The organism is bacterium (genome assembly GCA_037127815.1).
Classification (GTDB): Bacteria; Patescibacteriota; Minisyncoccia; order Phycocordibacterales; family CAIZLB01; genus CAIJKW01.
On record JBAXXP010000003.1, the window covers coordinates 50193 to 70607 of the forward strand.

Annotated in this window: 23 protein-coding genes; 9 read left to right on the forward strand and 14 right to left on the reverse strand. The window is 35.3% G+C overall.

Annotated elements, in window-relative coordinates; translation table 11 throughout:
* Positions 1-27: 27 nt before the first annotated feature.
* From WCQ00_03160 to WCQ00_03180, 5 genes are all read right to left on the reverse strand, one after another.
* On the reverse strand, positions 28-705 hold the full coding sequence (locus tag WCQ00_03160) for a prepilin-type N-terminal cleavage/methylation domain-containing protein (protein MEI6042539.1): 678 nt from the start codon (positions 703-705) through the stop codon (positions 28-30).
* Positions 692-1006 carry a hypothetical protein gene (locus WCQ00_03165; GenBank protein MEI6042540.1) on the reverse strand — a complete coding sequence of 105 codons (315 nt, stop codon included), beginning with the start codon at positions 1004-1006 and terminating at the stop codon, positions 692-694. The genes WCQ00_03160 and WCQ00_03165 overlap by 14 nt, the downstream gene beginning before the upstream one ends.
* A gap of 15 nt (positions 1007-1021) precedes the next feature.
* Positions 1022-1900 carry a peptide-methionine (R)-S-oxide reductase MsrB gene (gene msrB / locus WCQ00_03170; GenBank protein ID MEI6042541.1) on the reverse strand — a complete coding sequence of 293 codons (879 nt, stop codon included), beginning with the start codon at positions 1898-1900 and terminating at the stop codon, positions 1022-1024.
* A 27-nt stretch (positions 1901-1927) separates the two neighbouring features.
* Positions 1928-3109 carry a tRNA-dihydrouridine synthase gene (locus WCQ00_03175; GenBank protein ID MEI6042542.1) on the reverse strand — a complete coding sequence of 394 codons (1182 nt, stop codon included), beginning with the start codon at positions 3107-3109 and terminating at the stop codon, positions 1928-1930.
* An 83-nt stretch (positions 3110-3192) separates the two neighbouring features.
* Complete coding sequence (locus WCQ00_03180; GenBank protein ID MEI6042543.1) at positions 3193-4023, reverse strand: HAD hydrolase-like protein; 831 nt, start codon at positions 4021-4023, stop codon at positions 3193-3195.
* 163 nt (positions 4024-4186) lie between these two features.
* On the opposite strand from WCQ00_03180, the gene eno reads away from it, so the two are divergent.
* Together eno and gpmI are read left to right on the forward strand one after the other, a co-directional pair.
* Positions 4187-5539: a phosphopyruvate hydratase gene (gene eno, locus WCQ00_03185; GenBank protein MEI6042544.1), complete on the forward strand. Its 1353-nt coding sequence runs from the start codon at positions 4187-4189 to the stop codon at positions 5537-5539.
* Between the two features lie 8 nt (positions 5540-5547).
* Complete coding sequence (gene gpmI / locus WCQ00_03190; GenBank protein MEI6042545.1) at positions 5548-7185, forward strand: 2,3-bisphosphoglycerate-independent phosphoglycerate mutase; 1638 nt, start codon at positions 5548-5550, stop codon at positions 7183-7185.
* Positions 7186-7266: 81 nt separating this feature from the next.
* On the opposite strand, the gene WCQ00_03195 is transcribed toward gpmI, so the two are convergent.
* From WCQ00_03195 to WCQ00_03225, 7 genes are all read right to left on the reverse strand, one after another.
* Positions 7267-7761 carry a hypothetical protein gene (locus tag WCQ00_03195; protein MEI6042546.1) on the reverse strand — a complete coding sequence of 165 codons (495 nt, stop codon included), beginning with the start codon at positions 7759-7761 and terminating at the stop codon, positions 7267-7269.
* Between the two features lie 69 nt (positions 7762-7830).
* Entirely contained in the window at positions 7831-8214 is a 384-nt protein-coding gene (locus tag WCQ00_03200; GenBank protein MEI6042547.1) for a hypothetical protein, read from the reverse strand.
* Positions 8211-9512, reverse strand: a complete 1302-nt coding sequence (locus WCQ00_03205) for a hypothetical protein (protein MEI6042548.1) — start codon at positions 9510-9512, stop codon at positions 8211-8213. The genes WCQ00_03200 and WCQ00_03205 overlap by 4 nt, the downstream gene beginning before the upstream one ends.
* A 38-nt stretch (positions 9513-9550) precedes the next feature.
* A complete protein-coding gene (locus WCQ00_03210; protein MEI6042549.1) occupies positions 9551-10663 on the reverse strand; it encodes a type II secretion system F family protein in 1113 nt (370 codons plus the stop codon).
* Positions 10617-11792, reverse strand: a complete 1176-nt coding sequence (locus WCQ00_03215; protein ID MEI6042550.1) for an ATPase, T2SS/T4P/T4SS family — start codon at positions 11790-11792, stop codon at positions 10617-10619. Before WCQ00_03215 ends, WCQ00_03210 begins: the two co-directional genes overlap by 47 nt.
* 126 nt (positions 11793-11918) lie before the next feature.
* Positions 11919-12725, reverse strand: a complete 807-nt coding sequence (locus WCQ00_03220) for a Bro-N domain-containing protein (protein MEI6042551.1) — start codon at positions 12723-12725, stop codon at positions 11919-11921.
* Between the two features lie 126 nt (positions 12726-12851).
* Positions 12852-13745, reverse strand: coding sequence for a hypothetical protein (locus WCQ00_03225; GenBank protein ID MEI6042552.1), 894 nt, complete (start codon positions 13743-13745; stop codon positions 12852-12854).
* Positions 13746-13779: 34 nt separating this feature from the next.
* On the opposite strand from WCQ00_03225, the gene WCQ00_03230 reads away from it, so the two are divergent.
* The 5 genes from WCQ00_03230 to WCQ00_03250 all read left to right on the forward strand — a co-directional run bounded on the left by WCQ00_03230 (position 13780) and on the right by WCQ00_03250 (position 17639).
* The gene (locus tag WCQ00_03230) at positions 13780-14355 is read left to right on the forward strand and encodes a ribonuclease H-like domain-containing protein (protein ID MEI6042553.1); all 576 of its coding nucleotides are present in this window, start codon (positions 13780-13782) and stop codon (positions 14353-14355) included.
* Positions 14356-14380: 25 nt separating this feature from the next.
* Positions 14381-15124 (forward strand): DsbA family protein, encoded by a 744-nt coding sequence (locus WCQ00_03235; GenBank protein ID MEI6042554.1) that lies wholly within the window; start codon positions 14381-14383, stop codon positions 15122-15124.
* 58 nt (positions 15125-15182) lie between these two features.
* Positions 15183-15869, forward strand: a complete 687-nt coding sequence (locus tag WCQ00_03240) for a glycosyltransferase family 2 protein (GenBank protein ID MEI6042555.1) — start codon at positions 15183-15185, stop codon at positions 15867-15869.
* A 156-nt stretch (positions 15870-16025) separates the two neighbouring features.
* Complete coding sequence (locus WCQ00_03245; GenBank protein MEI6042556.1) at positions 16026-16877, forward strand: serine protease; 852 nt, start codon at positions 16026-16028, stop codon at positions 16875-16877.
* Between the two features lie 93 nt (positions 16878-16970).
* Complete coding sequence (locus tag WCQ00_03250; protein MEI6042557.1) at positions 16971-17639, forward strand: response regulator transcription factor; 669 nt, start codon at positions 16971-16973, stop codon at positions 17637-17639.
* 86 nt (positions 17640-17725) lie between these two features.
* Here WCQ00_03250 and WCQ00_03255 read toward each other — a convergent pair whose 3' ends face one another.
* A complete protein-coding gene (locus tag WCQ00_03255) occupies positions 17726-18049 on the reverse strand; it encodes a hypothetical protein (protein ID MEI6042558.1) in 324 nt (107 codons plus the stop codon).
* Positions 18050-18332: 283 nt separating this feature from the next.
* On the opposite strand from WCQ00_03255, the gene WCQ00_03260 reads away from it, so the two are divergent.
* On the forward strand, positions 18333-19022 hold the full coding sequence (locus tag WCQ00_03260) for a thioredoxin domain-containing protein (GenBank protein MEI6042559.1): 690 nt from the start codon (positions 18333-18335) through the stop codon (positions 19020-19022).
* A gap of 68 nt (positions 19023-19090) precedes the next feature.
* On the opposite strand, the gene WCQ00_03265 is transcribed toward WCQ00_03260, so the two are convergent.
* Positions 19091-19729 (reverse strand): hypothetical protein, encoded by a 639-nt coding sequence (locus tag WCQ00_03265; protein ID MEI6042560.1) that lies wholly within the window; start codon positions 19727-19729, stop codon positions 19091-19093.
* Between the two features lie 256 nt (positions 19730-19985).
* Between WCQ00_03265 and WCQ00_03270 the strand changes: the two genes are divergently transcribed.
* Positions 19986-20330 carry a hypothetical protein gene (locus WCQ00_03270; GenBank protein ID MEI6042561.1) on the forward strand — a complete coding sequence of 115 codons (345 nt, stop codon included), beginning with the start codon at positions 19986-19988 and terminating at the stop codon, positions 20328-20330.
* Positions 20331-20415 lie beyond the last annotated feature (85 nt).

The window sequence follows — 20415 nt, forward strand, 5'->3', positions numbered from 1 at the left end:
GAAGCTATAAACAAAACAATAATATTACTATTCCAATAAATCAATTTCACAAAGAGTACTATGGTCAGTTGTTGGATTGTTAACTAAATAATAAGGTGTTCTGTCCATAAAACCAGATAGTGCTGGAGATGGACATTGTGTGCCACTACCCTCTTGGGCCCAAATTATTGTAACAGCATTTATACCGGGATAATCTATGCCTGAATTTTTGTAATAAGCTATACCTAATGACTGAAAACCCCAAGAAGCACCTGTACCATCTACCAGGGATACTTTGGTATTTTCTACAGGTATTTTACCAATATCCACGTAAGGTAATAAAGCTGCTCCGAGCCCATCACTAAAATCTGAACTTGTATCATTACGTACTCCGCTAGTCCACCCAGTAAAGTAACAGGTACCTGTACATTTACCATACCAAACGATATTATAGGTAAGAGGGTTTCCAACACCATATGTTCCTCCAGAAAATGTATGAGTATTTGGATATTTACCATTAGCCGTCCTGTACAATTCTAAAGCATTAATCAATTGTTTTACAGACTGAAACCTTGCTGTATTTCTTGCTTTGATTCTCGCACTCTGAACACTCACCAAAACAACACTTGAAAGCATGGCAATTATAGAAATGACCACCATTAGCTCAATTAGTGTGAACCCCCCCCCCCGTTTTGTTTTTATTCTAATAGAACTATTGAGTGACATGATTTTTAAAATTAAATAATGGAGGGTTTGCAGGATCTATCGTTTGACTAGGTTCACCTCCAGAAAAAATAGTGAAGCCAAAAAAAGACTTCAAGCAAACAAAAGTTACCACTATACACACCACGACAATACCAAGCATAAAGTAATTTACTTGAGTGTCATTCTTAAATAAACCCCAGCTCATAAAAAAGCTTTTTAGGCCCTTCTTTGCAGGATTCTGTGCTACTGCAAAGTTTCTCGAACCATTTGCAAAACTTTGTGCACTATATTTATTTTCTTCCTCAAATTGAATATCTGACATGTTATTAGGATTATATCATAATCCTAATGCATTTATGCAATATCTAAGACCAGTGTTTGTTGGACCATCGTTAAAAAGATGACCTAAATGGGATCCACAGAATGCACATTTTACTTCTGTTCTTTTCATTCCCAAACTATTGTCTTCCTTGAGTTCTATTGTCCCCTCTATCGCTCTATCAAATGATGGCCATCCGCAACCGGAATTAAATTTTGTTCCTGTCTCAAATAGTTCATTTTTGCATCCTGCACATCTGTAAACTCCCGTCTTATCAGCTTCAATATTTTTGCCCGTAAATGGCGCTTCTGTTTCTGATTGACGTAGAATTTTATATTGTTCAGGTGATAAAGTTGTACTCCACAACAGGGGTGCAATTTCTTTCTGTAATTTCTCTAATTTTGGCGCGATAACGAGCTGACAATATGGCGCAGTTTTGTGTAATGCAAAATAGTCTTGATGACTAATTTCTGCAAGAGTAAATTCCCCTGGCTCCCCATCCTTTGGAAGAGCTTTAATTTCTGTAGCTACATTTTCCAAATTTTTAATAAATTTTTCAGCTTCCGTTTTTTGATCCTCTGTTGTATATAAAATTATTGATCTGTATTGTGTTCCAATGTCATTTCCTTGTCTATTTATCTGCGTGTAATCATGTGATGAGAAAAATACTTTCAAAATATTTTCTGTGGAAATAAGTGCGGAATTATATTCAACCTTAATTACCTCTGCATGGTCTGTTGTTCCTGTGCAAATTTCTGGGTAAGTTGGGCTAAAAGTCTTTCCGCCGGCATATCCTGGAAATACATTAAGCACCCCTTTAACATCTTTAAGAACTGCTTCTGTACACCAAAAGCATCCTCCTCCGAGAATAATAGTTTCTTTTATTGGTTTTGCCATAGTGACTATATTATACTCCTTTTAAATCTATATTTCAGCAATAAAATCTTCAACTATTTTTCTAACCTCCCCTGCATTTTGTGTCTCCATTAATTGTGCACGTAACTCCTTTGCTCCATCAAAGCCATTAACATAGGCCTTATAATGCTTCTTCATTACGGCAAAGTTTTTTATTCCTCCAAGTTCGTTTTGAAATTTTTGAGTGTGCTCTACCATTACATTTAGCTTTTCTTTTATGGATGGCTCCAGCGGTTCTTGCAGAGGGTTTCTAATTGTAGAAAATAACCAAGGATTTCCAAAAATTGCTCTACCAATCATAACACCGTCTGCACCTGTATCCTTTGCTTTTTTGTATCCATCTTCAATTGATTCTACATCTCCATTTCCAAATATTAATGTGTGATTCTTTCCAGCTTCTATAAGATGCGATTGCATTTTATTTCTTATCAAAACTGCACGATTCACATAATCCCAATTTGCTGGAACTTTTGACATTTCTTTTCTTGTTCTTGCATGAACTGTAACAACAGCAGGTGCAGCTTCTAGAATATTTTTTAACCATGAATCTAATTCATCTTTATTATATCCAACTCTAGTTTTAACAGTTATGGGAATTATTTTTATCGATTTTTCACCAGTACTATCCCCTTTACTTTCCTGGCTCGCCCTCTCTACTCCCCGCTTTGCAGCAAGGACAATTTCTTTAGCGAGTTTCGGATTCTTCATCATTGAAGCCCCTGCTCCCTGCTTTTCAATACTTTTATCAGGACATCCCATATTTAAATCTATTCCATCAAATCCAAGTTCAGCAACCAATTTGCAAGCTTCCTCCATATATTGTGGATGTGATCCAAAAAGTTGTGCAACTATTGGATGCTCTAATTCTGATGAGAATTTTAAATCTGCTAGTAGTTTTTTCTTTCCTTCCTCTGTTGCTCTGACAAGTCCGTCAGCTGCCACAAACTCAGTCCACAAAACATCTGGCATTCCATATTTTGCGATTACATATCTAAAGGCACAATCTGTAACATCTGCCATTGGAGCAAGAACAAAGATGGGACGATTTTCACTTTTGCATTTTGAGTCTATCTCTTTCCAAAAACCCAAATTTGGTTCCTCAATCTCTATAGCAGAAGGACCACAACAAGTGTGACTCATTGCGTTCTTGTAGATATTTTTTATAAAATTTTTAACAGTTTTTAAAGCCATATATTATGCGTATTGTAGCAGATTTTGAGGTAAATTAAAGGGCGCGGAGGTCGAAGACCTCCGCGCCCGCTTTGAGTCGCTAATCAAATCGTAAGTGACGCGCTCAATTCAATATCACCAAATGCAGCCCTTGCTATCTCATCGTAGGAAATCATTCCCCTAGCACCATTATCAATCATCTTCTCCCTCCACTTCCTGTCACGAGTAGATTCTCCGTTGATGGTCGCTTTGCTCATTACCGCAACTGGAGTAACCATATCACTATATCCCTTTGCTGACTTCATGTCTTTTGGACTATCTCCAAAGAAGTAAAAAGGAACAAATGATTTTCCTCCATGATGCATCCAATGGAAGCTTGCCAAGGATCCTAGAACACCGGACTTATTAACTCCTGAGACAATGACATCAAATGAAATACCAGTCTGTTTTTTTAGAATCCAGGAAACAGGAAGAACCGTGTTTGCAGTCACAAAAATAATATACCGTGAGACATTAACTTCCTGAAGCATTTCTATTGCTCCTGGAAAAAACTTACTGGGTTTTATCCGTTCGACCTCAAGTATGATCCTGCTATATTGTTTCCATGCATCTTCCATTGAAATCCTTCTTGGAAGTCCCCAATGGTGAAAGCATTCTCCACTCAATATAACTCCCATCTTGAATTCATCTAAGCCAGGAACCCTTCGGGTAGCTGACGTGTACTGGCCAATAAAATGTCTGGCCGCCAACCAATAAGTCTTAGCACTGTCATAGACGGTGCCGTCAAAATCAAATGCAATCAATGGTTTTGGAACACCACAGCTGGACAATTCGACATTAACAACTTGACTATCTTTTATGCCATGGATCTTTGTGAGAAAGATCCTGTTCATATTTTCACCACCTCCTGTATATAATTCTATACCCGATATCATTTTGGAAAAGAGCTTGTTTGCGCTCCCCTTTCTGTACAAAAAGGTACCACACTAATATATACTTAGCAATACCGATTAGATTTTACAAGATATGATACAATGATGAAATACAAATTATAAAAATAAGTAGTTGAGCCAAAAACTCGATTAAAAAACAATAAATATGTCAAAAATAGTTAAAAAAGTATCAAAGCTAGCAGTTGAATCAAAAGCAGAAAAAGTGGTAGCAACCCTTCCTGCAATCATTAAGATTGTTGGTAGAGAAATTCTGGATTCCAGAGGAAACCCAACTGTTGAAGTTGACATGTTTTTAAGAGACGGAGCATTCGGAAGAGCTGCTGTTCCATCAGGAGCTTCAACTGGATCATATGAAGCTGTAGAACTTCGTGATGGTGATAAAAAAAGATATGGAGGAAACGGAGTTCTTAAGGCGGTATCTAATGTGAATATAATTTTAAAGAAAGCTCTTGTTGGAAAGTCTTTTACTCAAGAAACTTTGGACAGGACAATGATTGCACTTGATGGAACTCATAATAAGGCAAATCTTGGGGCTAATGCAATTCTTGGAGTTTCAATGGCATTCTCACACGCAGCAGCAAACTCTCTACAAAAACCACTTTACAAATATTTTGCTGGCATCGCAAAAACTGGAAAGCCAATGACACTTCCAACTCCTATGATGAATATTTTAAATGGAGGAAAGCATGCAGAAAAATCAACAGACTTTCAAGAGTTTATGATTATGCCAATTGGTGCAAAAAGTTGGTCAGAGGCATTAAGAATGGGCGCAGAAGTTTTTCATTCTCTAAAAAAGATTCTAAAAACTAAGGGATTTGGTACAACAGTTGGCGATGAAGGAGGTTTTGCCCCATCACTTGGAAACAATGAAGGTGCACTTTCATTAATTATGGAAGCTATTAAGGCAGCCGGATATAAGGCTGGAACTGATATTAAAATCGCTATCGATGGCGCAGCAACTGAACTATTCATAGATGGTAAATACGATTTACAAAGTGAGGGAAAGAAATTAACTGGAGATCAAATGATTGAGCTTTATGGTTCATGGTTAAAGAAGTACCCTATTGCTTCAATTGAAGACGGTTTTGCAGAAGATGATTGGGATGCATACGTATCATTCACAAAGAAATATGGAAGCAAAGTACAAATTGTTGGAGATGACTTGTTTGTTACAAACATTGATCGTCTAAAAACTGGAATTGAAAAGAAAGCTGGAAACTCAATTCTAATTAAACTAAATCAAATTGGAACTGTTACAGAAACTATTGACGCAATTAAGATGGCACACAAAGCAGGGATGACAGCTGTTGTATCACACAGATCAGGAGAAACAGAAGATGTTACAATTGCACACTTCGTCGTTGGGCTTGGTTGTGGACAAATTAAAACTGGATCACTTTGTAGAACTGATCGCGTAGCAAAGTACAATGAACTTCTAAGAATTGAAGAAGACTTGGGATCAAAGGCAGTTTATGCAGGAAAGTCAGCTTTACAATAATTAAAACAATGAACAACACACAAGACGCAGACTATGGAGTAACAGAAACTGATGGTACAGCTGTTGCAGAAAGACATCATCTTAGAAAACCTATAATTCTAATTGTTCTTGATGGTTGGGGTTACAGAGAAGACAAGAAAGACAACGCAATTGCTGAGGCAAATACTCCCAGATTTAAAGAATTCTGGAATACTTATCCTCACACCCTTTTGGATGCAAGCGGCCTTGCAGTAGGTTTACCTGAGGGTCAAATGGGAAATAGTGAAATTGGTCACACAACAATTGGTGCGGGACGTGCAATGGATACAGATTTGGTTAGAATAAAAAAATCAATTACGAGCGGTGAGTATGAAAAGTTACCACCATTTGTTGAATTATTTAATCATGTCAATCAAAACGACAGCACCCTTCATGCTATGGGACTTTTAAGTGATGGTGGAATACACAGTCATCAAGACCATCTATTTGCATTTATTCGTGCTGCAAAAAACGCTGGAGTAAAAAAACTAGCTATTCATGTCTTTACAGATGGTCGTGATGTTCCCCCACAAAGTGCTTCAAAGTATATTGCAGACCTTCAAGCAGTTATCAAAGAAGTTGGTCTTGGATTTATCGCAACTATTTCTGGTAGATACTACGCGATGGATCGTGATAACAATGCAGAGAGACTAGCAAAAGCTGAGGATGCTATTTACAACACCAAAGGAAATCTTTGTGAAATAAATCCAGTAGATTATTTGGAAAATCTTTATAAAGAAGAGAAGATTGATGAACTACTAGAGCCAATTGTTTGTAAGAATACTATTGGAGGAATTACCAATGGTACAGAAGTGATAGGCGCTCCGATAAATGAACATGATGGTATTTTCTTTTACAACTTTAGAGCAGACCGTGCACGCCAATTAACAAGAAGTATTCTAGCAAAAGCAAAGTCTATGGATTTATCTTTTGTAGGAATGGCTTCATATGGTGATGAGTTTAATTATCCCGTTGTATTCCCTTCTCTACTTATCGAAACGACTCTTGCAAAAGAAATTTCTCAAGACGGTTTTACTCAAGCTCATATTGCAGAAACAGAAAAGTTTCCTCATGCTACATATTTTCTAAATGGTGGAGTTGAGAAACCATATCCTGGAGAATCACATATTCTTTTAGCAAGCCACAAAGATGTTCCTACACATGACTTAGCACCAAAAATGCGAGCTGAAGGAATTGCTGATAAGGCGATTGAGCAAATAGAAGCAGGCACTGATTTTATCTTTATAAACTTTGCCAATGCTGACATGATTGGCCACACAGCAAATGTTCCAGCTATAATTGAGTCTGTAGAGGAAGCTGATAAGCAATTAGGACGAGTAGTTGATGCAGCCGTTGCACGTGGTGGTATAGTGTTTATTACAGCTGATCATGGAAACGCTGAATTAAATATTGATCAAACAACTGGAAAGAAACATACATCACATACAACAAACTTGGTCCCGATGATTGTAACAGACAAAGAAATAAAATTACGTGAGAAAGGCAATTCAACAAACACAGCAACGTTTGGTGTTCCAACACTAGCTGATATTGCACCAACTATTTTTGATGAGATGCAAATCAAGAAGCCGGATTTCATGACGGGAGAAAGTTTGATTGTGAAATAGTACTTACCACAAGTATCGTTCTGCAACAAAAAAGTATGCTCTCAAGCATACTTTTTTGTTGACTCTTTAATATCAAACGATTTACGCAGCCAACTTTTCTAATATCTTAATCTCCTCCTCTAGGTGATGCTCGTCTGTTTTCAATTTAGTAATTTCTTGTTCTTCCATTCTCTTTCTACTTATTGCAACAGCCAATTCCTTTACATGATTCTCTGTTGTTTTGTCTGAATAAGCCTTTAAACTAGTTACCTTTTGTATTTCAGTTTCAATATCCTTAATTTTATTTCTAAGCTCTCTAATCTTCATATCAAAGTTCTCTACAGTCTTAGGGGCTGATAACCTAACAACATTACCTTCGAGCCTCCTAAACTCCACATTTCTTCTAGCTAGCTCATCCTTAATTATTCTTAATTTAATATTCCTTGACTGAATATCTTGCTTTGCACGAGTTTGCTGATCTTTCTTTCTTTGTTCCGCAATCTGCTTAAGTCTCATCTGTTCAGATGCACCAGCATCAAACCCAAGCGCTTGCTTATGTTGTGAAAAACTATCTCCTTGTTGATATCCAAATGTCATATTGATTACATTATACATCATTCATCATTTATACATAAATTTATAGAAGATGTTTTGTATATAATAATACTATTCAATTGAATCAAAAAACACTAAATCATATTTCTCCTTTAAAATAACGGAAGATGAAGTCTTGTTGAATTTGATACCTATGTCCCTATCTTCCTTTAGTTCTGGAGTACTTTGAACTGTGTTGGATACCAAGCTGCTAAAACTATTCTCGATTTTTTGATTACTGATCCTAAATCGTCTATATATATTTGCAAAATTAATGTTATAAATATTATCATTTCTAAACTCCGTCCGTTTATCATTGGAGGCCAACCTACTATTCATTTGAATCATAGACTCAATAACAAACACGGCAAAGGTTACAAAAACCGCACAATAAATCACAATCTCTATCAAAGTGAATCCTTGCTTAAAATTTGTATTTATTTTTTTATATATCATGCGGGAATTAATTCAAAAATTATTGGTGTTATTGATTCTGTTGAAGTCCCATTCATTTTGTAATTTGATCCAACTCCAAAAATTTTATCCCCAACACACTCTAAATCTATTATCGAACTTGTGGTATTAATTGTCTGTATTATTTTAGACAAATCAAAACTATCTCTAATTTGAATTTTAGAATTATTCTTTCCGGCTGCAATAAATAAATTTCTGCCAGAGATAAGCATTGAATATATACCTTCATTAACATCTATAGAATTTACTAAATCATAGACAAAACTTACAGCTGTGTTCTGGTTCAAGTTCTTGGTACTTGTAGAATAATCCCTATCTATATTAATCTTGAACAGTTCGTTATTTCCAGCTGTCCTTCCAACATAAATTGAGCCATTATCTTGAATCAAACTCCTTACATTTCCAAGTGATCCAAACAGATCAAATGAGCTTACAGATGGAGCAAACGGAAATAAAGTCATGGGTGTGTATGTAAAATTGCAATTTAAACACAAATCAATTATTTCAGGCTCCTTTGCTGTTGAGACAAGAAGGTGCTGGTATTTATCATACATTGGCCATAAATCCTGGACCGAGCTATCCAGTTCCCATTTGTTATCAATAGCACCAGCCATCCCTATAACAGAATCTATTTTTGTTAAATCAATAGAAAACAGTTCTTCATTATTATTTTTCTTGAGTCCTACAAATAAGTGCGGATAAATAATTGCTAACTTTGTTGCATACACCGGATTAGCGGAGCTGGACCAAGATATTTTATAATCACCGACTTTATTAAGTTTCATAAGAGTGGGATCAAATTTAAATTTTTGTATCGCGCTATTAACACTTGAATTAATTACTAATATATTTCTTCCTACATTAACCAATCCCAGAACACCAGGCCCAGAATCAATTCTGTCTAATGGCTCTGAAATATTTTTATAATTATATGTAATCAAATCATAATCCGTTGTTGAGGCGGAATTCAAGCTCACATAAATATTCTGGCCATCTGAAATTATTCCCGTCACTTCAGTAGAGGTTGATTTAACTGGGATTATTTGAGATATCATCATGTACGAGGATGGTGTACTAGTCCCCGTGTCACCACTACATAAATCGACTCTATTCATATATGCCTCTGAACCAACTTTTGTTACATCAAAAATTGTTTGATTAGAAACGTCTTGAATTAATTTATATGGAGACCTTTCATTTATGCCAAGTATATATGAATTTATAGGAATCATAATTGCAATCCAAAGCATTAAGGAGGTCATCAATTCTAGTATGAGCATTAATATTTTTTGTTAATTATAATCTTAATTTAATCATTTTAATAACCCGTATAGGAAATAAGTGAATACATTGGCGTGATAATAGAAACTGCAATAAACCCAACGCCTATCCCAACAGCAATCATTGATATTGGTTCAATAAGCTTATTTATCAAAGAAATTCCTTCATCAAAATATTCTTGATGAATGTCTGCTATAGAAGAAAATGTCTCCGATATAGACCCAGTTTGCTCTCCACAAACAATTAAAGGAATCCATATTTTATTTTTACTGGACACCTCCCTACCTATGCTTTTTGACAAGAGCATTCCACCTTCAACTTCATTTGCAACGTTTAAGAGTTTTGTTCTTTCTACTGGTATTAGAGATCCCTTTGCTGAGTCTCGTAGCGACTCGACAAGGAGACCACTTGAAGCAAAGACCTCGCTTGCTATTCTAAAGCTAATTAAGGCCGAGTAATGATTTATTAGGCTTCCAAATACTGGAATTTTAATCATTAAGCTTCCAACGTGATTTTGAAAAGTCTCTAGGCCTTTTTTCTTTATATAAAACACAAACCCTATCGTAATTACTACAGATAAAATAATTCCCAAAAACATCATAGGCAATAAATTGTCACTTAAGAAAAAAAGCACTTGTGTTGTCCAAGGTATGCTAATTCTTCCTCCACTAAATAAAGGTTTAATCTTTGGTACAATTATTATTAGTATCATTAATACTAAAATTAAAGATACGGCCAGTATAATACATGGATAAAGTAGGGCTAATAATAACTTTGATTTGGTTTTCTCTATACTCTTACTCATTTTGCATACACGGTTTATCCCCTCCGGTAAATTACCTGAACTCTCAGATTTTTTTATGATTGTTAATTCATAGTTTTTAATTGGTAAATTCAAATCTTCTATAGATTGTCCAAAAGTTTTACCTGATTTCAATTTATTTATTATTTGATTTTTCCAATCCAAGTCACCTTCATTATTACAAAAAACACTAAGTGATTCTACAAGAGGTACACCAGCAGAATATAACCTAGCGAACATTTTGAAATGTACCAGTATATCTTTTCTTAATTTTGAGTTACTTATTTTTTTCATTATTTTTTCATATCTTATCCACTTTATTTCTTTTATCTTCTTCCATTGATTCATAAGTGAATTCTTCTTTATATCTACTTACGTCTGACTTACCATTATTTTCATCTGTAAAAACTGTGTATGCGTCACCGTCTTTGTTGTGTAACAGGCTTTCAAAAGTAGCTATTTGATCATGTGCCCATTCTGCATCCTTAGAAACATTTTCCAACCTCTGATTAAATACAGCTCTAATAACCATAGAAAATTCATAAGAATCCGCTCCTAAATATCTACATCTTCTTATTGCCATTTTTACATCCCTTGCATGAATTGTTGTTATTACGGTATGCCCTGTTAAGGCAAGGTTCATTACACTCTTCATGGTGTCAGAATCTCTAACTTCACCAACATAAATAACATCTGGGTCCTGCCTCATGGAAGCCTTAAGTGCTTGAACATAGTTAAAGCCTGATTGAGGGCGTATTTGAACTTGCCTTAAACCATCTAACCGTCTCTCCACAGGATCTTCAATTGTTAAGACTTGCTTGTTTTCTTCAACTAAAGAAGTCAGCAAACTGTACGCACTAGTAGACTTACCACTACCCGTTGGACCCGAAAAAATAACAAGCCCGGGGGAGATCCTTAAACTTTCTAATAGATTTTGAAATACAGATGAAGACATACCTGTGTCCGTTAGATATTGTATTTTTAAACCAGAAGAATCTAGTACACGTAAAACCATACACTCTCCATCAACCCCCGGAATTGTTGCTACGCGAACTCTATAGTTTAAGTGCCCAAAACTACCATCTTGTGGTACATCCCTTATGTCTATGCGCATTTGAGCAAGAATCTTATACCTTCCAATTAATTCTATGTATTGTTCATACCTTATATAGCGACCTTCACTCATATCTCCTTTTATTCTAAATCTTATTTCCGTCTTGTCCTTAAAAGGTTGGATATGAATATCCGATGCAGATAATTTTATAGCATCTGCAATTAATGTATCAGCTTGATCAATTGAATTCTTTGAATGTAAATATAATAATGACTCATCATGACTTTTTTTTATAGAATTTACTATTGCTTCAGGTAAAATTACCGATGCAATAGATGGTTCTGTCAAAATAGAGAGGCCTTGTTTTATAGACCCCTCTTTTAATCTTACTTTCAAAATATTCTCACTGGTTTTTTGTGCCATATGAAAATCCTAACAAATCAATATGAGTTTTCTATAAAGAAAAGATAAAGAAATACCAAAGATTTTATTTTATATTTTTTTGATTATTTAATTTCTAAACATTATTTGTCTATTCCAGTATTATTTCTATATGCCTTTTACAAATCTGCGCCTTGTCACAATAGACCTTTTCAACTTAATTTCCAGTCTCTTTCTGGCATCACCTGCAATATCACCACCAAATTTTGCATCTTCTTTAAGTTTTGATATACCTTTTGAATCTTCATTTCTATGAATTTCGGTTGTAGAGCGCTCTCCCAACATATTAAAAATCAATTCAAAATCATTCATGTTATCTCTCAAACTTTCTTTTTTAAGTCCTTTGAGTTTTTTATATTCTGAGGGTGTAACACCGAAGGTAGCTTTAGAAATTTCTGCTGTTAATATTTCATAATCAAGACAATCTCTTGCCCCTCTACTTTTCCATTCCTCAGTCAGCTCTTCACGAATGGTAATACCATGCATACGTTTCTCAATCCAGTTTTCACTATAACCTTTTAGTTTATACAATTCCCTTGTTCTTTTGACTCCGAGTTCTGGATCCTCTATTTCTTTAACTCTTTCATAACCAACCTTTGCTAACCACCGTTTGAATGGTTCTGCTTTTGGCGAAGGAATAGATTGAATAATACGAAATACCCCTTCTGTATTTGCGCAGTCAGTTTCATATTTTTTACCATCAGATGACTCCAAATTCAGTTGACTACAAATTGTAGACAACTGAATCCCTTCATCATTTTTGACACGAGTTTTCATTGCGCTCCAATAAGCACTTGCTCTTGTGCTATCTGTGAGCACAGCTACTATATCTACAATTGAAAAGTACCATTCCTTATTATGAATAACTCTACGTACCCTTCCTCCGTTAAATATCACTATTTTGGAAATCTCCATACTGTGATTAAATATTATATTTTAATGTGCGGCAGAAATTTCATTTCTGCCGCACAAAAAAAATAACAAATCAATATGAGTTTTCTATAAAGAAAAGATAAAGAAATACCAAAGATTTTATATTAACTATATCTTGTATTCTCCTATAGAAATTCTTTTTATAGAATATGCCAAAGCCGGAACATTTAATTTTTCACCAATTAGTTCAGCTAGAGTTCTCATGTACGACCCGCTTCCACATCTAACTTTTATCTTAATCAAAGGAAATTCAATACCCTGAGTACTATCGCCAGAATGCTTCTTGGTATTTTTTTTTGTATTACTAGAACTATTATTTACAGAGACCTTGTCCCACTCTTGTATTATTTCATTCTGTCTAAAGTCACCTTTTATTTTTTTGATCCTTTTGATAACATTATTATGTAGTTCATTGGCAGTGATAAAACTGAGATCAATAAACTCAATATCTTTTATAGACAGTTTTGTTGTCGGTCTAACAAATGAATCTTTTGATTCATTTGTTGTTTTTTTTCCGAACTCACACTCTTCATTTTCTACATCTTCTTCTGAATCAAATTCTCTAAACCACATATGTAGTGGCTTTCCGTTTACAGTCTTTGAAGAAAACCATGGATATGGTACCTCCAAATCACCAATAAATGATTCACAAATATTTCCAATATTTTTAATATCAAAAACTACCTCATTATTTGAAACAGAATTTAATAGCCCTAAAATATCTCCAGTATCAGTTACGGCACCCAGCAGAACCTCAACCTTATATTCTTTCTCTAGACCCAAAAAGTGTTCCTTGTCCTTTATAGCCTCACCTCGCAAAAAAATCATCAGACCTTCTGCCACAGGATCCAAGCGTCCAGCGTAAGTGAATTTATCATTAAATGGTAAAAAACCTTCATCTTTTAAACGATTTAAACACTCAAGAGGTGTTTCTCCTTCCTTTTTATATGCCACAAAAACATCGTTTTGTGTATGTAGTTTTTGATTGTCTAAATTAGTCATCTTAGGATACAATAATACCACTAAATTAAATAATATGAGAAAACTTTTTTTTGACATTGAAACTAGAAATACATTTCAGGAGGTAGGTAAGGCAGACCCTGCAGCACTAGATATCTCTGTATTATGTGCCTACGACTCTGAAACTGCTGAATATACAAGTTATACTCAGGAAGATTTACATAAATTTTGGCCTTTAATTGAGCAAGCTGACGTTCTTGTGACTTTCAATGGCGATCATTTTGATATTCCCCTACTTAACAAATACTATCCAGGAAACCTACTACAAAAGAAAAGTCTAGACCTTCTTAAGGAAGTTAAAAAATCCCTTGGCTTTAGAGTGGGGTTGGGTGTTATTGGACAAGGAACATTAAACGCTGGAAAAAGTGCTCATGGGTTAGAGGCTGTGGAATGGTGGAAAAAAGGCGAGATTGAGAAAATAATAAAATATTGTCTTGACGATGTTAAAATCACTAAAGAGGTTCATGATTACGCAATCGCCAATAAAAAGCTAAAATATAAGGAAGGTGAAGCTATTATTGAATTCTCTGTTGAAACAAAAGACTGGGAAGATGCTGGAGAAAACAAGATGAACTTTACATTGCCTTTTTAGCATTTAATTTGATATAATAGACAACATGGAAAATACACAAAACAAAGTATCGATACAAGCACTAATAATACCTTTAGCGATTGTTGTTGCGGGAGCATTAATAGCCGGAGGAATATATATGACTGGAACAAATCCAAGTAAGGCTGTAGCTAACGCTGCTGTAAAATTACCAAATCCAACAGCAAACATTGTTGTAGAACCAATAACAGCAGTAGACCATGTCCTAGGAGATCCAAAAACAGCAAAGATTACAATTATAGAATACTCAGATCTAGAGTGTCCTTTCTGTAAGTCATATCATGCAACAATTGGAAAAATCTTCGATGAAAAGAAAGCTGATGGAACTTTAGCTTGGGTTTATAGACACTCTCCAATTATTGAACTACACAGCAATTCACCAAAGGAAGCAGAGGCAACAGAGTGTGCAGCAGAACTTGGAGGAAATACAGTTTTCTGGAAATATCTTTCAGAAATATTTAAAAATACCCCATCAAATAATGGCTTAGAAAAAGCTAAATTGTATGAATTTGCTGACACAGTTGGATTAGGTGCGAAAGCATTCAAAACATGTTTAGACAGTAATAAATATGCAAGTAAAATATCAGAACAAATTGTAGCAGCAAAGAAGGCTGGTGTTGAAGGTACACCTTATACAGTTCTTATAATGGACGGAAAGAATGTTCCATTAGTGGATAAAGACGGAAACGGACTAGGAGCTATGCCTTATCCTCAGATGAAGCAAATCATTGATAGTTTGTTGAAACAATAGATCTCTGCTACAGGGTTCATGATTTATTTATATATATAAATAAATCCACCATTGCAACATGAAAATTTCAATTATTATTCCTGCACATAATGAAGAGGCTTCTATTGAAGCTGTCGTTAAAGCTGCGTTGAAACAGGACTATCCTGATTTTGAGATAATCGTTGTCGATAATTGCAGTACTGACAGAACTGCAGAAATTGTGAAAAATATGGGAGTCAAAGTAGTCTCCGAAACCCGTAAGGGTACACAGTGGGCAAGAGAGAAAGGTCGGACTGAAGCTAACGGTGACATTATAGCCAATCTTGATGCTGACTGTTTATCTGATTCTAACTGGCTTCAAAAAGGTGTAAAACATTTTTCTTCCAAGAAAGTGGTTGCCGTTACCGGTCCTTATGATTATTACGATGGTGATAAATTTTTTAGAAAATTCTCCCTTGTATTTCAGAAATGCGCATACACTATATCTAATTATATTCTACAAAAAATTCACAAAGGTGCTGTCACAATAGGTGGAAATGTTTTTCTTCGAGCTAATATTTTAGAAAAGATTGGTGGATACAATACAAATATATTGTTCTACGGTGATGATACAGATACAGCAAAGCGAATGGCAAAAGAAGGTACGATTATTTTTGATAGAAATCTTATAATGAAGACTTCAGCAAGACGTCTTAAATCACAGGGGTCTATAAAAACATCGGTTATTTATATTTATCACTTCTTTAAGGTTATTTTTAGGGCTTAGAGACTTAGTGTTCGAAAGATTATATAAATATTTAAATTAGGGGTAAAGCTCTAAAACACACGAAATTACCCAGAAGGCGAGCCTGTGGCGATTTTTCTAAATCGTTTGCTGAATTGACTGAGCCCAAATAGACATTGATGATATAATAATACTATCATGCAATCAGAGAAAAAAATAAGAAACGATATTCCCTACAAAAAAGAAAGGCTAGTTAGGGTTATTGTGCAATTTAGAAACGGATCAACATCCGCAGGAACAGGTTTTTTTATAAATAGTAGTGGAGAACTTTTGACATGTTTTCATGTTATTTCTGCAATGGAGTTACGTAATTTTAGAATACAGAAATCTCAAAACATAAACTCCCCCACGCTTACAAACGTATCGTCCTCTAGCTTATCAGAGCATGATAAAATAAAAAACTCATTAGAAACCTCCATAATGAGAATAGAGGTTGAACTTCATGATGGTGTTAGAAAAATTGCTACGTTAACAAAATTTAATGAAACTTACGATGTATGTTTGTTAAAAATCGAGCAAACAGATAGTGGCAATAATTTTCCATTCTTTGAACTTGATACATCTTACATGCCAGAATATGATGAATCTACTTTCTTCTGTGGTTTCCAAATGACAGGTGGATATAATGATCCCACTATGTATCCATTTTCAACAAACAGAGCTGTAGTATCTGCCTTTCCTAATATTGAGGTGGCCGGTGATAAATATAATCACATTCAATTGAATTCTATAAATCTTGGTGGAAATAGTGGGGCCCCTCTATTTACAGAAGGAAGTAATACGGTTATCGGAATAATAAACGGAAACATGAGTTGGGGTCGAGGAGACCTTGCGGTTGTTAACAATATTAGCGTCATTAATACTGACTCTACACAGAACACAGCGCCTGAGACCGTACAAAGCCTCTCTCAAGGACTATTGCGAGTTCCTCTTTCTATTGCGTATTCAACCCCAATAAAGCTGATAAGCGAGCAAACTAATATTTTATAGTTATCCACAAGATTGCTAACATTAGGTACTTTTTCTTTGGTTTTTGTTTATTTAAAAATGCATTAATATTAGTATTATAATTAAATTTTAAAAATGAAAATACTAATAATAGATGATGATATTTTTTTGGCTGAAGCAATGAAAAGTTCTCTTGAATCCTTATGTTATGTTGTTGACATGGCACATGATGGAAAGAGCGGTTCTTATATAGCAAGAATAAATAAATATAATATTATATTATTGGATTTAATCCTTCCTGAAAAAGACGGTGTGACAATTTGTAAAGAAATCAGAATGGCGGGAATAACCTGTCCAATTCTTGTTGTTTCTACCCAATCAGAAATACCAGACAAAGTTACAATGCTAAAAATAGGTGCGGATGATTATATTACTAAGCCATTTAATATTGAGGAGCTTCTTGCAAGAATTAATGCTTTAACAAAAAGGCCTTATGAAATCATGGAGGATGTTATGACATTAGATGATTTAACAATTGATACAAATACTCAAATGGTTACAAAACAAGGCCAAGAAGTTTATTTAACCCGCAAGGAATATATGCTACTTAATTGTTTTGCAAGAAATGAAGGCAAAATAATAACAAGAGGAAGAATCCTAGAGGAGGTTTGGGAAAGAGATTCAAATCCATTTACCAATACAGTTGAAACACATATTAGAAACTTAAGAAAAAAAATTGAAACTGGAGACAAAAGAATGATACATACAGTTAGTGGGCGTGGTTATAGAATGCTTAGATCTTAAATGATTATTGAGTAGTTATATAACAATGAAAAAACATCGCTGGGCAAACCATACGATGTCTTATAAGTGGAGTGAACTTTTGATCCCTATGATTCTGGGCTATCATATTCACCTGACTTTATTTTTTTCTTAACACCAAGATATTCCATGTATCCAATAAGCATTCCAGCAATGGCTGCGCCTTCCATTATAGAGAACATTAATAGTGATGGTAAGTTGAGCCATATCACCAGGACATAGAACAGAACATGAGGCACCAGCACGAAAACTGATACCAACTTCATTGATCTACGATCCTTGAATCCGTCTCTGAACGCTGCGTAGAATCCGGCAGTGCTGTATATAAAATTGATGAGCACTAAAATTCCAAGCCCAATACACATAAGAGTATTACTGCTAATCGATGTCATTTGTTTACGTGGTTGAATTTAGTTTGATATCAGAATCATATTACCAGCTGCCGCCAGTAGTGTTATTAGCCCTTACTAATAACTGATTATGATTATCATTTCTAAATTCAATCAAACAAATAAAGAATATCTCAAATCGAATCGAAAGAACTTTATTTCATGGCTAACAATAACCTAAATTAAGTGGTATGTCAATCAATTTTAGGGCCGATTTTGTTGGCTCCAGATAGCAATAAATGTTATTATATCTTGTACTTATTAATCAATTTATAATTTAAAATACATGAAAAGTGAATTAAAATTTATTGGAGTTATCGCATTTATAACAGTTCTGGTTGTTGGTGCAGGGCTATATATTTCAGCTCAAAACGGCGGGCAAACAGGTATTCCAAAACCAATACTTAAAATGGAGCTTCTTGTAAAAGCTGGAAACCCAGTTACTGAGAATGGTGTAACTTCCCTACTAAAAGACTCTGTCGTAAGCACTTCATCTGTGACAATAGTAGAGTTTGCTGACTATGCATGTCCAGCGTGCTCATCACTTGAACCTGAGATTGAACAATTGTTAAAAGAAAATCCTACAATAAGGTACGTATACAGAACTATACCAATTCATGCCCAGTCAAAAGATGAAGCTAAGATGGTATACGCCTCTATTGCACAAGGAAAATTCAAGGAGTTTGCAAGTGTAGTGTTTAAGAATCAGCAGGAGTGGGATAAAGTTGGAACAGACTATAAACCTTTCTTTGAGAAATACGCAAAAGATCTTGGTATTGATGTTGCAAAACTAAATGATGATGCAAAAAATCCAGCATATCTAGCAACAATTGAGTCAGATGCAAAAGATGCTAATGATTTAAGTATATATGCAACACCAACAGTTATTTTTGTAGGACCAAAGGGTTCAACTTATATTCAAGGAGCTGTTCCAAAGTCAGAGCTTCAGAAAATGGTTGATACAGTTTCAAAATAGTCATAGACACAGATTTAAGAAGAATAGCCGCAGCACCAAAGGTGCTGCGGCTATTGTTTTGTTGGAGGTCAACACGGGACCATTGAACCCCAAGAGCTGCGTCTGACAAATTTCTCTCTGCAAATCGTCAGTCCAAAGCTATCCACCGGACGAGTATAACCGAGCCACGCTGTAAACCAAAACCATGACCCATCATTATTTTTACTCACATTCCGATGAAGATTGAATACACATCTTCGTCCACGAAAACCACGAAGCACGGTACCTAGAAACTCGATATGTTCAACACCAAACTCATCGTATATAAAGCGAAGTGCCGTCTGTCCTTCTTCCACAAATAAGGCTTGTCCAAATTTGGCATCCGCCTGAACAGACGTCCTAACCAATCTTTCTTTTCTCACTTCCCCAGTTATGCGGTTTTCTCCTGGTTTCAAACCATTAAGAAAATTACATTGCTTTGAAAATTTAGAAAAATCAATCTCCATGATATTAGATGAACGTTTACTCTGCTCCTCTTTGCCCTCCAGACCATTTCCATCCTTTGGACCACGCCAGGTTTCCAATTTGAAACCTTCTTCATTACCCCTACTTGCGGTGAGTGTGAATGGTATACTTCTATCAATACGGATAATTACAGGTTTAATCTTTACCTGCATACTCGCAGGATCTTCACGCTCTAAACTTAAGTCTGAATTACTTTGTGTCATAAAACATATCTATTGGTTTGAATTTCTTTTGAAAAATCTTCCCTCATTGGTTGATTTGCCCTTATTTAATTTACCGTTTTAGATGTTATATGTCAATTTAATATTCTTAAAAAATAAGGTATAACCACAGTATTATATTGCCTACAATTAATTTGACATATCAAGTTTTGTATGTAATATTAATAATGATTTTACTTAAGGGAGTAGAATTAACGAAGGTTCAACTAGCACAAATATTCACACATAGAAAAATAACATGTCCCATTTGGATGAGGAAATTGCCAAGAAAATGGCCCGGCTTCTGGATTTAGATAAGGAGACCGTTGCCAGACTTACGGATATCATCAAAACCAAAACGGCTGTTGAAGCTCGTGGAGCCTATGATAGAGCAGCACGTGGTAGCACTGAAAAGGCTTTTGCAGAACAACATTGGGATCATATCTCGATGGAAGCAGTCAAAAGCGCAACTACCTGTAAAGACCTCGGTGCTGCAACCTCGGAAGCGAGAGATGGCAGTAAAGCCCTGTATGTTGGGTTCAAGAGACTTCACGATAGATGTCTTACGTCCAGCGATGGACTATTGGGATGCTGCTCCAAATAGCTACACGACTCAAACAACCAAAAACCGGCGGCCGTTCAATCGGCCGCCGGATTTCTTTTGGGGTCAGGCACCATGGTGCCTGACC